Origin of the sequence: Rhodanobacter sp. FW104-R8, from assembly GCF_001617365.1 — a bacterium.
Classification (GTDB): Bacteria; Pseudomonadota; Gammaproteobacteria; order Xanthomonadales; family Rhodanobacteraceae; genus Rhodanobacter.
Genome location: NZ_LVJR01000108.1, coordinates 1 through 12,172 on the forward strand (window position 1 = coordinate 1; position 12,172 = coordinate 12,172).

General features: G+C 69.1%; 10 protein-coding genes. 4 read left to right on the top strand and 6 right to left on the bottom strand.

The features are described from left to right. Nucleotides 1-120: 120 nt before the first annotated feature. Together RHOFW104R8_RS13895 and RHOFW104R8_RS13900 are read right to left on the bottom strand one after the other, a co-directional pair. Nucleotides 121-954 (bottom strand): DUF72 domain-containing protein, encoded by an 834-nt coding sequence (locus RHOFW104R8_RS13895; protein ID WP_068091951.1) that lies wholly within the window; start codon nt 952-954, stop codon nt 121-123. Continuing rightward, nucleotides 951-1,745, bottom strand: a complete 795-nt coding sequence (locus RHOFW104R8_RS13900) for a phosphatase PAP2 family protein (protein ID WP_068091948.1) — start codon at nt 1,743-1,745, stop codon at nt 951-953. The genes RHOFW104R8_RS13895 and RHOFW104R8_RS13900 overlap by 4 nt, the downstream gene beginning before the upstream one ends. Nucleotides 1,746-1,899: 154 nt before the next feature. Here RHOFW104R8_RS13900 and RHOFW104R8_RS13905 point away from each other — a divergent pair, with 154 nt between their 5' ends. The 3 genes from RHOFW104R8_RS13905 (at nt 1,900) to RHOFW104R8_RS13915 (ending at nt 6,034) form a co-directional block, all read left to right on the top strand. Then, nucleotides 1,900-3,573 (top strand): serine hydrolase, encoded by a 1,674-nt coding sequence (locus tag RHOFW104R8_RS13905; RefSeq protein WP_068091943.1) that lies wholly within the window; start codon nt 1,900-1,902, stop codon nt 3,571-3,573. Between the two features lie 67 nt (nt 3,574-3,640). After that, a complete protein-coding gene (locus RHOFW104R8_RS13910; RefSeq protein WP_068091939.1) occupies nt 3,641-5,272 on the top strand; it encodes an esterase family protein in 1,632 nt (543 codons plus the stop codon). 234 nt (nt 5,273-5,506) lie between these two features. Next, complete coding sequence (locus tag RHOFW104R8_RS13915; protein WP_068091935.1) at nt 5,507-6,034, top strand: DUF3761 domain-containing protein; 528 nt, start codon at nt 5,507-5,509, stop codon at nt 6,032-6,034. 57 nt (nt 6,035-6,091) lie between these two features. Here RHOFW104R8_RS13915 and RHOFW104R8_RS13920 read toward each other — a convergent pair whose 3' ends face one another. From RHOFW104R8_RS13920 to RHOFW104R8_RS13930, 3 genes are all read right to left on the bottom strand, one after another. Continuing rightward, nucleotides 6,092-6,526 (bottom strand): VOC family protein, encoded by a 435-nt coding sequence (locus RHOFW104R8_RS13920; protein WP_068091932.1) that lies wholly within the window; start codon nt 6,524-6,526, stop codon nt 6,092-6,094. A 102-nt stretch (nt 6,527-6,628) separates the two neighbouring features. After that, nucleotides 6,629-9,037 carry a DUF3772 domain-containing protein gene (locus tag RHOFW104R8_RS13925; RefSeq protein WP_068091929.1) on the bottom strand — a complete coding sequence of 803 codons (2,409 nt, stop codon included), beginning with the start codon at nt 9,035-9,037 and terminating at the stop codon, nt 6,629-6,631. A gap of 113 nt (nt 9,038-9,150) precedes the next feature. Next, nucleotides 9,151-9,639: a GFA family protein gene (locus RHOFW104R8_RS13930; RefSeq protein WP_068091927.1), complete on the bottom strand. Its 489-nt coding sequence runs from the start codon at nt 9,637-9,639 to the stop codon at nt 9,151-9,153. A gap of 102 nt (nt 9,640-9,741) precedes the next feature. Here RHOFW104R8_RS13930 and RHOFW104R8_RS13935 point away from each other — a divergent pair, with 102 nt between their 5' ends. Further along, nucleotides 9,742-11,583 carry an ABC transporter ATP-binding protein gene (locus RHOFW104R8_RS13935; protein ID WP_068091980.1) on the top strand — a complete coding sequence of 614 codons (1,842 nt, stop codon included), beginning with the start codon at nt 9,742-9,744 and terminating at the stop codon, nt 11,581-11,583. A gap of 81 nt (nt 11,584-11,664) precedes the next feature. On the opposite strand, the gene RHOFW104R8_RS13940 is transcribed toward RHOFW104R8_RS13935, so the two are convergent. After that, on the bottom strand, nt 11,665-12,045 hold the full coding sequence (locus tag RHOFW104R8_RS13940; RefSeq protein ID WP_235604300.1) for a DUF5329 family protein: 381 nt from the start codon (nt 12,043-12,045) through the stop codon (nt 11,665-11,667). Nucleotides 12,046-12,172 lie beyond the last annotated feature (127 nt).

A 12,172-nucleotide genomic window follows, 5' to 3' on the forward strand; every position in this document is an offset into this window, starting at 1 on the left:
CACGGCATCCGGACACCCTTTTGCCCAAGCGCGACTCGGGCAAAATCAGAATACAAGGGCGGGCACTGCCCGCCGGCTTTTGCTCCGCGCCGTGACGTAGAGCGGCGGGCAGTGCCCGCCCTACGACATCAAGTCCACGCGCGACTGCAAGGCCATCGCCGCGGCCGGGTTGCGGTGCTTGGCGGCGCTGATGAAGAACACGAACACGTCGCGCGGCGGCCCTTGCGATTGCGGCGCGGCGGCGTGCGGCAGTTCGGCGATGTCCTTGCCGGCGGCCCAGGTGCGTGCGTGGCCGGCCCAGCGATCCAGCTCGGCGGGCGCATAGCCGGCGGGGTTGCCGTCCTCGCTGCGCATCAGCCGCGCGTAGCCGAAGTCGCCGGTGAGGTCGGCCAGCGAGGGGTAGTCGGGCGAGTCGGTGAACACGGTCGGCACGCGATGGGTGCGCGCAAGTTCCACGTAGCGCGTGCTCAGGAAGCTCGGGTGGCGCACTTCCAGCACGTGGCGCAGCGGCCGGCCGTTCAATTCACGCGGCAGCAGGTCGAGGAAGGTGGCGAGGTCGTCGGCATCGAACGGCCGCGACGGCGGCAGCTGCCACAGGATCGGCCCCAGCCGGTCGCCCATCTCGGCCAGTCCGCCATGCACGAAGCCGCTGACGCCCTTGCCGGTGTCGGCCAGCCGCTTGCCTTCGGTGATGTAGCGCGGTGTCTTCAGCGAGAAGATGAAGCCCGGCGGCGTGTCGGCTGCCCACTTGGCGTAGGTGGCCGGCTTCTGCGCGCCGTAGTAGGTGCCGTTGATCTCGATCGCGCGCAGCTGGCGGCTGGCGTACTCCAGCTCGCGCCGCTGCACCAGCTTGGCCGGGTAGAAGTTGTCGCGCCACGGCGCGTAGTTCCAGCCGCCGATGCCGACGCGGATGCGTGGGCCGTCGGGACTGGCGGGGGCGAACAGGTCGTTCATGGCGGGGCGTCTCGTGTCGGGGCACGCCGATGTTCGGCCATGCCGATGCACAGCACCAGCCATGCCGCGCCGGCGGCGTAGCCGGCCACCACGTCGCTGAAATAGTGCACCTGCAGCAAGATGCGGCTGATGCCGACCACGCCGACCAGCAGCACCGCGGCAGCGATCACCGCGCGGTGGAAGCGCGGCGGCAGCAGGCGCAGCAGCACGTAGGCGAGCATGCCGTAGAACACGACGGAGCCGAACGCGTGGCCGCTGGGGAAACTCCAGCCGCGCTCGACGATGTAGCCATGGTCGTGCAGCGGCCGCACCCGCTGGAACAGCGCCTTGAGGCCGCCGTTGATCGGCAGGATGCCGAGCAGGGCCACCGCCCAGATGCCCGCCAGCCGCCCGTGCCGGCGCAGCAACAGGAACACGGCCACCACGGTCGACGCGGATGCCACCCACCCCAGGTCGCCGAGGTGGGTGGCCACGGCGATGCCGCGCAGCGCCGGCAGCGGCAACTGCGCATGCAGGTTCTCGGCCAGGCCGGTGTCGAAGCGCGCCAGTTCGCCGGCCGGTTGGCCGGCGACCGCGGCGGCGATGGCGAGGAACAGCAGGGCCAGCGCCAGCAGCAGGATCAGCCCGACCTGCCAGCGCAGCGCAGTCGGCGCCTGGCCGCGGGCGAGCGCATGGCGCTGCCAGCGCGCGTTGCGCCGCCAGGCGAGATCGCCGGCCAGCAGGGCCAGCAACAGCAGCACTGCCCACAGCCGCAGGGCGTGCGCGGCGATCCATTCCAGCATGGGATCCATCGGTCTCCTCGGGTCGGCGCGGCCGTGGTGTGCGGCACGATGGCGCCATGATCGGGGTTGCTGCACGTGGCGTCGAGCCGGCCATGACTTCCAGCGCTAGTCCTGCACCCGGTTTGCCGCGATAGTGGCGCGACTGTCACCCGCGGAGCTTTCGATGTCCCAGCGACCCCTTTCCCTGCGCCTGGTGCTGTGCTGCGCGCTGCTCGTTTCTGCCACCGTCGTGTCGGCGCAGGCGCTGGCCGCGAAGTCGCCGCCACCGGTCTCGACCGGCGATTTCGCGAGGCCGCTGCTGCCGGCGCAGCTGCAGGATTTCGCTGCCTACGTCGACAGCGCACGCAAGACCTTCGACGTGCCGGGCATCGCGGTGGCGATCGTCAAGGACGGCCACGTGGTGCTGGAGCAGGGCTTCGGCCTGCGCGAGATCGGCAAGCCGGCGCCGGTGGACGCGAACACGCTGTTCGCGATCGCCTCCAACACCAAGGCGTTCACCGCGGCCGCGCTGCAGCAGCTGGCGGGCGCCGGCAAGCTGAAGATGGACGATCGGGTGATCGACCACCTGCCGTGGTTCCGCATGTCCGACCCGTACGTCACCCACGAGATGCGCATCCGCGACCTGCTGGCGCATCGCAGCGGCCTCAGCCTCGGCGCGGGCGACCTGCTGTACTGGCCGCCGACGTCGTACAGCACGAAGGAAGTGGTCGAACGGCTGGCGCACGTGCCGATCAAGAATGGCTTCCGTGCCGGCTACGCCTACGACAACATCCTGTTCGCAGTGGCCACCCTGGTGATCGAGCAGGCGTCCGGCCAGAGTTACGCCGGCTATGTGCGCGAGCATCTGTTCAAGCCGGTCGGCATGGACGAGTCGTTGGTCGACATGACGTATCTGAAGCCGGGTATGGATGTGGCCACCGGCCACGCCAAGGCCAACTTCAAGGATCTCAAGCCGGTGCCGCCGATGGCCTGGCTCAACGACCCCGGCGCCGGCGGCATCTACTCCAGCGTGCACGACCTGGCGAAGTGGATGAACGTGCAGCTGGCCGGCGGCGAGTTGCCGACGATGGGCGCCGACGGCAAGCCGGCGCGGCTGTTCTCCGAGGACAGCCAGCGCGAGATGTGGAGCGTGCTGACCCCGATCAAGGTCGGCAAGCCGCCGGTTCCCGAGTTGGCGCCGCTGGTGCCGAACTTCTCCGGCTACGGCGAAAGCTGGTTCCTGTCCGACTACCGTGGCAAGAAGCTGGTCTGGCACACCGGCGGCTGGCCCGGCATGGTCTCGCGGGTGACCCTGGTGCCGGAGCTGAAGCTCGGCGTGGTGGTGCTGACCAATGCCGAATCCGGCGCTGCGTTCAACGCGGTGACTTATCGCGTACTCGACGCGTATCTGAACCCCGAGCACAAGACCGACTGGGTCGCCGCCTACGCCAAGGCGGTGAAGCAGGCCGAAGCGAAGGCCGACGACAGCCTGGCCAAGCATGAGGCGGCGCGCGACAAGCAGAGCAAGCTGTCGCTGCCGCTGGCGAAGTACGCCGGCAGCTACCGCGACCCGTGGTACGGCGACGTCATCGTCAGCCAGCAGAACGGCAAGCTGCGCCTGCGTTTCTCGAAAACCGCGCAACTGGTCGGCACGATGGTGCCGTGGCAGCACGACACCTTCACCGTGCGCTGGGACGACCGCACGCTCAACGCCGACGCCTTCGTGACCTTCAGCCTGGACGTGGACGGCCATGTCAGTGAAGTGCGCATGCAGCCGATCTCGCCGCTGACCGACTTCAGCTTCGACTTCCAGGACCTGCGCATGGCGCCGGTCGCGGTGCCGACGGACGCCGACTGACGACATCGCGCCGGTGCCGCGGGAGGCGCCGGCGCCTCATCAACGCCATCAGCAAAGGGGAACAGGCATGCGTGGAATGCATCGGATGGTCGCCGTCGTGCTGGGCTTCGGCCTGTGCGCCGGCATGGCGCTGGCGCGTGACGCCGCGCCGCCGGCACACAGTCCGTTCCGGGTCGGACTGGGCAACGCGCAGCACGAGCCGGTGTCCGGCCGTCTGCTGTTGTTCGCCGTCGACGCCAAGGCCGCTGCCGCCGCGGCGAAGGACGGCAAGGTGGAGGAGGTGGATGCGAGCCCGTTCGGTGCCGTGCAGGCGTCGGTGGCGGCGCTCGAAGTGGGCCGGCTGGTGCCGGGGCAGGGCGTGGAGATCGACGCCGACGCGTTGGCCTACCCCGCCGGTTGGTCGCGGCTGCCGCCAGGCGAGTACTTCGTGCAGGCCGTGCTCGACACCAACCACGACTACAACTACGGCGGCCGCGGCGCCGGCGACCTGGTCAGCCCGGTGCTGAAGGTGCGCCTGCCGGCCAAGGCGATACCCCGCCTGAGCCTGGATCGCGTGCTGCCCGCGCGCGAGCCGTGGGACCTGCCCCCGCGCTACTTCAGCGAGACCACCCGCAAGCATCTCGACGAGGCGCGCCGCGCGGCGCAGCCGCTGGACTTCATCAGCCCGGCGCTGAGCGCGTTCTGGGGACGTCCCATCCACATGCGCGGCTGGGTGCTGCTGCCGCCGGGCTACGAGGCGAAGGCAGGGCAGACCTGGCCGGTGGTGTATTCCACCCACGGCTACGGCGGCAGCGCGGCGTCGCTCGCAGGCAGCGCCGCGATGGTCTACGGCGCGATGGCCGAGCAGCAGATGCCGCCGATGATCTGGGTGTTCCTGGACGAGTCCAGCCCCACCGGCACGCACGAATTCGCCGACTCGGTGAACAACGGCCCGTGGGGCCAGGCGCTGACCACCGAGCTGATCCCGCAGCTGGAGTCGCGTTACCGCATGGATACGCGACCGTCCGGCCGCTTCCTCACCGGCCACTCCTCCGGCGGCTGGGCCACGCTGTGGCTGCAGACCCGCTACCCGAAGATCTTCGGCGGCACCTGGTCGACCTCGCCCGACCCCAGCGACTTCCACGACTTCACCGGCGTGGACCTGTATGTGCCAGGCGCGAACGTTTACCGCAAGCCGGACGGTTCGGCCTGGCCGCTGGTGCGCGACAAGGGCAAGGTGGTCGCCAGCTTCGAGGCGTTCGCTAAGCTCGAGCGCGTGCTGGGCGAGTATGGCGGCCAGATGGCCTCGTTCGAGTGGGTATTCTCGCCGCGCGGCGCGGCCGGCCGGCCGATGCCGATGTTCGATCGCGACACCGGCGCGGTCGATCCGGCGGTGGTCGCCTACTGGCGCGACCATTACGACATCGCCCACCTCGTGCAGATGAACTGGCCGCGGCTGAAGGGCGACCTCGACGGCAAGATCCACCTGATCGTGGGCACCGCCGACACGTTCTATCTCGACGGTGCGGCGCACCGGCTCAAGGCGGTGCTGGACGGGCTGGGTGCGAAGTCGGACTTCCGCTTCCTGCCGGACCGCACCCATTTCGACCTGTTCGTGCAGGGCGGCGACCGCACGGCCCTGCTCAAGCAGATCAGCTGGGAGATGTACGCGGTCGCGCGGCCGGAGGCGAAGCTGAAACCCACTGCCGTCACGCCGTAGCGATCCGCGCGATGGCGCGAGAACCGTGCAGCGGGGCGGGCGACCATGCCGGTTTCCGTCCCGCCGGCGCCGTTGCGATCCCGCAAATTCATCCGAAGCGGCCAACGCCGAATGAATACCCTGCCGCCTTCACGTTTTGCGGTCACGAATTTGCGGCATAGTCGTTGCCGCAAGCGCCGCGGTTGGGGGGTGCTTGGGAGTGTCACCGCGAATCCACATTCGGAGGGAATCTGCATGAAATCTTCAAGCTTCATCGCCATCGCACTGGCTTGCCTGCTGGCGGTCCCGGCGGTCTATGCGCAGCAGGCATCGGCCCCTGCCGGTTCGACCGGCCAGTGCAAGGACGGCAGCTATAGCAGCCAGGCCACCAAGAAGGGGGCCTGCAAGGGCCACAAGGGCGTAAAGGAGTGGTATGAGGCCACCGGCAGCAAGCCGGCCAAGTCGTCCGAAAAGGCATCGAAGCCGGAGGCGGCTGCGCCTGCCGCGGCTGCCGCACCCGCCGCCGCTGCGCCCGCTGCTGCTGCGGCCCCCGCGGCCCCCGCGGCCGCGCCGAAGAAGTCGTCGATGGGATGGACCAAGCCGGCCGCCACGGCGGCGCCGGGCGGCGGTTCGGGCATGGTCTGGGTCAACGACAGCAGCAAGGTCTACCACTGCCCCAGCGACAAGTGGTATGGCAAGACCAAGCATGGCGAGTACATGAGCGAAGCCGATGCCAAGGCCAAGGGCAACCATCCCGAGCATGGCAAGGCCTGCACGCCGTAACGGCGGAACCGCAACCCGCGCGAACAGGAGGCCGGCGCAAGCCGGCCTCTTTTTCTGTCAGGCCGGCCCGGGCTGCCACGGGTCGTAACTGCCGAAGTACCAGAGATGGCCCTCCGGATCGTGGCAGCTGTAGCCGGCGCCGCCATAATCCTTCTCGGCGTACTCGTCGACGATCACCGCACCGGCGGCCTTGGCCTGCTGGTAGTGCGATTTGCAGTTGCCGACGATCACGCAGGCGCACTGCGTTTCGCGGCCGCCGATCTCGTCGGGCTGCGCGATGTGCCGGCCGAACTCGTTGTCGCGCACCTCGCCGAGCATGACCATGCCATGGCCGAAGGTGAGCTGGGCGTGTTCCACGCCGCCATTTTCATTTTCGTAGACGGCCTGCTTCTCGAAGCCGAATGCCTTGCACAGCCATTCGATTGCGGCGTGGGCGTCGCGGTAGCGCAGGCAGGGGATGATGGTGCTGCCATGGAGATGGGATGTCGGCATGGCGGGACTCCTTGGGTGGAAACCGCGTACAGGCTAGCGCGCGCGCCGTTTCCCGTCTGCCGGGCGCGGTCATCGTCGCGTGGCGTCGCGGCGGGCGCCGCCTCAGCCGGTGTGCTCGTCCTCTTCGGGCAGCGGCGGCAGCGTGCGTACCAGCATGCTCTGCGGGCTGGTCATCGGCAGCCCTTCGCTGCGCAGGCGTTCGAGGATTTCGAACAGCAGCTCGCTCTTCACGCCGCTGACTTCGCGTGGGCTGCCGACGTAGGCGACGCAGTTGAACGTCATCGCGCCGGTGGCGACACTCTCCAGCTGCACGTACGGCGCCGGCGCGGACAGCGTGTCGCGGTGCGCGCCCAGGATCCCCAGCACCAGTCCGCGCACCTTGCCGGCATGGGTATCCAGCGGCATCGGCAGCTTGATCTGCACGCGCCCCTGCGCGTTGGCCAGGGTCACGTTGCGCACGTTCTGGGTGATCAGCTGCGAGTTCGGCACGATCACGGTGGAGCGGTCCCACATCTGGATCTCGGTGGCGCGCACGTTGATGCGGCGGATGTCGCCCTCGACATCGCTGCTCAGGCTGACCCAGTCGCCCACCTTCACCGGCCGCTCGACCAGCAGGATCAGGCCGGAGATGAAGTTCTGCACGATCGCCTGCAGGCCGAAGCCGATGCCCACCGACAGCGCGCTGACGATCCACGCGATGCTCTTCAGGTCCACGTGCAGCGCGGCCAGCGTCAGCACGAACACCAGCATGCCGCCGAGATAGCCGAGCAGGGTCACGATGGATTCCTGCATGCCTTTTTCCATGGCGGACTTGGGCAGCAGCTGTTCGCGCAGCCAGCGCTTGAGCGTGCGCAGCACGAACAGTCCCGCCACCAGCACCAGCACGGCGCCGAGGATGCTGCCCGGGTCGATCGCCAGTTCGCCGAGCTTGAAGCTGCCCAGGGTCTGTTCGGCGCTGGCCAGCAGGTCCTTGGGGCCGGCGCCGAACGGCGTCAGCACGGTCGCCATCGCCAGCAGCACGAGCCCGACGCGGCAGATGCCGGCGAGCAGGACGGCGGCCTGTTCCAGCGCATGCGGCGCCAGGTCGAAGCCGGCCTGCAGCCGCCGGCCGCCGCGGCCGTGCGGCGACAGCAGGGCGTTGATCAGGTCGGTGAGCAGCTGGATCAGCAGGTACACCGTGGCCACGATCACGCCGACCCAGAGCATCTGCACGGCGACGAAGAACGCCAGTGCGATGAAGCCGGTGACCACGCCCAGCCAGCTGATCGCCACACCGAGCGCGGCGGCGGCGGCGAGCAGGCCGACCCATACCGGCCGTTGCTCCGGCTCGGCGTCGCCGGCGGCCGGTTCGCGGCGGCTGCGTCGCATGCGCGACAGGGCCACGCCGATCAGTCCGCTGATGACCAGGGCGAACAGGCCGCGCGTGGTCACCGTGGCCGGCAGGCTGGTGCCGATCGCGCGGCTGATGCGGTCGAGCAGGCCGAACAGCAGCGCCGCGGCGGCCAGCAGCCAGGGCAGCAAGTGCAGCCGCTGCGCTGCCAGGTCCGACAGCGCCGGCAGGCGCCAGGAAGGCCGCTGCACGGAAAGCAACGCCCGCCCGAGCCCGGTCACGTAGGCGGCGAAGCACACCAGCCTGACCGCGCTGGCGGCCAGCGCGGCGAGATCCTCGTCGAGGATGTCGTTCCAGTTCAGCCCCAGGTAGGCCAGTTGCGCGGCCAGCCCGGTGGTGAGGACGGCGGTCAGCGCCACTGCGGCGGCCATCGCGCTGCGCCGCAAATGGCCATCCGGTACGCAGCGCGTGGCCAGCATCAGCAGCAGCCGCTCGAGCAGCCAGCGGCCGCCACCCAGCAGCAGTGCGGCAGCGATCAGGCACCATGCCAGCGGCTGCCGGTTCGGCGGCTGCCATGCCTGCGCCACGGCGCCGGCGAAGCGCGAGCCGAGGCGCTGGAGCCGCACCATGTCGTCCGGAAACGCCCGCACCGGATCGGCCCAGAACGTGCGGCTGAACGGTGTGGCCGTGCGCGAGGCCAGGCGCGCCTGGAACTCGTCGTTGCGCAGGCCGCTGATCTGCGCCGCCAGCTGCGTCGCGCCCTGGCCGAGCAGTTGCGCCTGCTTGATCTGCGCATCGAGATCGGACTGCGCCTTGTCCAGCTTGCGGCGTTGCGCGGCGACCTCCGGCGCCTCTGCCGGCGATCCCTTGGCGGGGACCGGACCCAGCACGGCGAGCTGCGCCTGCAGGGCGGCCATCTGCGGCGCGAGGCTGGCGGCCAGCTGACGCGCCTGGTCTTGCACCTCGAGCGCGCTGTTGCGCAGGTCGGCCAGCGGCGTCCCGGACTTGTTGTCCTTCAGCGCGGCCTTGACGGTGTCGAGCTGGCCGCCCAGCTGGTCCAGTGTCTGCGCAGGTGTTGCCGCCGGCGCGGTGGCCGGCGGCTGGTCGTTGTTCTGGGCAGGCGATGCGGTGCTGCCGAGGGCCAGCAGCAGGAACAGGAGGCAGCGGAGCAGGGTAGGCATCCGCCCATGATCGGAGTGCCGCTGCAGACGGTCAATCGCGCCGGCCGGATAGGCGGCCGTCTCCGCGGCTGGCGTTCAGATTCGGGAAGCCTGGATGAAGGCATCGGCGCCGTTCATGCCGGATGCCTGGCCGCCCGCAGCGCCGCGCGCCGCGCCAGGCTGTCCGCCGACCACACTTGCCCGATGTCGTAGAACTCCGGCACCGCGGGCACGCCCGGCGGCAGCGCCACCCACGGCTGTTTCGTCGAGGTATAGATGTGGATGTCCGGCGGCAACCGCCACGGTTCTTTCAGCGTGCCCACGCGCACGAACGCCACCGCCTTGCCGCCGCCGGGGTAGTGGCTCCACAGCGCCACATGGCATTGCGCGCAGCGCGCGATCTGCTGGCCCTTGCCGCTCTCCGACGGCGTGTCCACCATGATCGGCTCGCCTTGCAGCAGCTGCAGCCGGTCGGTCTCGATCATCGCGTTCAAGGCGAACGCGCTGCCGGTCTCGCGCTGGCACCAGCTGCAATGGCAGCCGTGCACGATCAGCGGCGCGCTGGCGAGCCGGTAGCGGATCGCGCCGCAGGTGCAGGCGCCGTCGAAGGTTTCGGTGGTCATGCTGCTGATTCCGTACGGTCGCAACGGAGATGTCGCATCGTCACACCGCATCGCGCGGGCTTCAAGCACAATGAGGGTCTGCGCAAGTCCGGAGCGTTCATGATCTTCCGCTGGTTCGAATCCCTGATCGACGCGTTCAAGGAACCGGCCGACGGCATGCCGCCGACGTCGGTGTGGCGCTTCTACGCGTTCTACCTGCGCCAGGTGTGGCCGGTGTTCGCGGTGGCGATCGCGGTGGGCTTCGTGGTAGCGATCGTCGAGGTGTCGCTGTTCGGTTTCATCGGCAGCATCGTCGACATGACCAAGGGCGTACCGGCGGCGGGCTTCTTCCGGCAGCATGGCCACGAACTGTTGTGGATGGGTTTTGTCGCCCTGATCGTGCGGCCGCTGGCGATCGGCACGCACGACCTGCTGGTGAACCAGGCGATCGTGCCCAGCCTGACCAACCGCATCCGCTGGCAGAACCACCGCTACGTGATCCGCCAGAGCCTGGGCTTCTTCCAGAACGACTACGCCGGGCGCATCGCTAACCGCATCATGCAGACCGGCGGCGCGCTGCGCGAGTCGGCGGTGCAGATCGTGGACGCGATCTGGTACGTCACCATCTACACCGGCAGCGCGATCGTGCTGTTTGCGCAGGCCGACGTGTGGCTGGCGGTGCCGCTGTTCGTGTGGGTGTTCGCGTATATCGGCCTGCTGGCGTTCTTCATCCCGCGCATCAAGCAGCGCTCGTGGCTGGCCTCGGAGGCGCGCTCGAAGCTGATGGGGCGCATCGTCGACGGCTACAGCAACGTGCTGACGCTGAAGCTGTTCGCGCACACCCGGCGCGAGGAGGCCTACGTCGCCGACGCGATGGCCGAGCAGACCGACAAGCTGCGTCGGATGACCCGCGTCACCACCGCGCTGGACTCGAGCATCACCACGCTCAACGGCTTCCTTATCGTGGGCACCTCGGCGCTGGCGCTGTGGCTGTGGAGCGAGGGCCGGGTGACGGTGGGCGCGATCGCGCTGTCGACCGGGCTGGTGATCCGCATCAACAACATGTCCGGCTGGATCATGTGGGTGGTCAACGGCATCTTCGAGAACGTCGGCACGGTGCAGGACGGCATCACCACCATCTCGCGGCCGCGCGCGGTGCAGGACCGCGAGGGCGCGATGCCGCTGGAGGTGACCAACGGCGCGGTGCATTTCCACGGCATCCACTTCCATTACGGCAAGCAGGGCGGGGTGATCGCGGGGCTGGAGCTGGCCGTGCGTGCGGGCGAGAAGATCGGCCTGGTCGGCCCGTCCGGCGCGGGCAAATCGACCCTGGTGAACGTGCTGCTGCGGCTTTACGACCTCGAAGGTGGCCGCATCACCATCGACGGCCAGGACATCGCGCGGGTGACGCAGGAAAGCCTGCGTTCGCAGATCGGCGTGGTGACCCAGGACACCTCGCTGCTGCATCGCTCGATCCGCGACAACCTGCTGTACGGCCGCCCCGACGCCAGCGAGGCGCAGGTGATCGAGGCCGTGCGCAAGGCGCGCGCCGACGAGTTCATCCCGAACCTCAGCGACGGCGAAGGCCGCCGCGGCTACGACGCGCTGGTCGGCGAGCGCGGCGTGAAGCTCAGCGGTGGCCAGCGCCAGCGCATTGCGATCGCCCGCGTGCTGCTGAAGGACGCGCCGATCCTGGTGCTGGACGAGGCCACCTCCGCGCTGGACTCCGAAGCGGAAGCGGCGATCCAGGACAGCCTCGACATCCTGATGCAGGGCAAGACGGTGATCGCCATCGCGCATCGCCTTTCCACCATCGCGCGGATGGACCGGCTGGTGGTGCTGGACAAGGGGCAGATCGTGGAAACCGGCACGCATGCCGAGCTGGTCGCGCACGAGGGTTTGTACGCGCGGCTGTGGAAGCGGCAGACCGGCGGGTTTGTGGCGGCCGAGGATATGCCGGTTTAGTCGACGGCCGCGCCCAGGCCTGTCATCCGGAAACCCGCGGCGCCGCAGGTTGCGCAAATGCCCACGTCCCGTCCAAGCGGCTCAATGCCTGCCGTGGCCCGCCGCCGCTTCGTATTCGGCGAGCTTGCCGCGCAGGAATGTCGCTGAATCGACGACCCGGCCGTCGTGGAAGCGGATGGTGTACCTGGTTCCGGACATCGACGATCTGGTGGCGCAGTAGGTGATGAAGTCTTCCGCGGTTTTCACGCGGTCGCCGGCAAAACGGAGCTTCAGGCGCATGTGCTCGGCGGCGCGCGCAGCGTCGTATGCCGCGCCGTTGCGAATGAAGCTGGCATCGTGCAGGGCGCCTACCGAGGCGATGAGGTAGGCGATCTTCTGCTGCTCGACTCCCGGCTGGGCGAACGCCGGCGCCACCAGCAAAGCGAAGAGCATCCACGTCGCGACCCGCTTGAGCTTGTTCAAGAACCTTCTCCTGTATGCGCGACCGGATGACGTTCCGTGCCGCCCGTTTCGCTTGCCGGACGCCCGAAGGATGCGTGCGCCTGCGCTGTTCGGTGGTTCCCGGCGCAACCTCGACGTTTTCCGGAAT

Coding starts and splice junctions, on each gene's coding strand:
- RHOFW104R8_RS13895 (WP_068091951.1), bottom strand. CDS start 954: ATGAACGACCTGTTCGCCCCCGCCAGTCCCGACGGCCCACGCATCCGC.
- RHOFW104R8_RS13900 (WP_068091948.1), bottom strand. CDS start 1,745: ATGGATCCCATGCTGGAATGGATCGCCGCGCACGCCCTGCGGCTGTGG.
- RHOFW104R8_RS13905 (WP_068091943.1), top strand. CDS start 1,900: ATGTCCCAGCGACCCCTTTCCCTGCGCCTGGTGCTGTGCTGCGCGCTG.
- RHOFW104R8_RS13910 (WP_068091939.1), top strand. CDS start 3,641: ATGCGTGGAATGCATCGGATGGTCGCCGTCGTGCTGGGCTTCGGCCTG.
- RHOFW104R8_RS13915 (WP_068091935.1), top strand. CDS start 5,507: ATGAAATCTTCAAGCTTCATCGCCATCGCACTGGCTTGCCTGCTGGCG.
- RHOFW104R8_RS13920 (WP_068091932.1), bottom strand. CDS start 6,526: ATGCCGACATCCCATCTCCATGGCAGCACCATCATCCCCTGCCTGCGC.
- RHOFW104R8_RS13925 (WP_068091929.1), bottom strand. CDS start 9,037: ATGCCTACCCTGCTCCGCTGCCTCCTGTTCCTGCTGCTGGCCCTCGGC.
- RHOFW104R8_RS13930 (WP_068091927.1), bottom strand. CDS start 9,639: ATGACCACCGAAACCTTCGACGGCGCCTGCACCTGCGGCGCGATCCGC.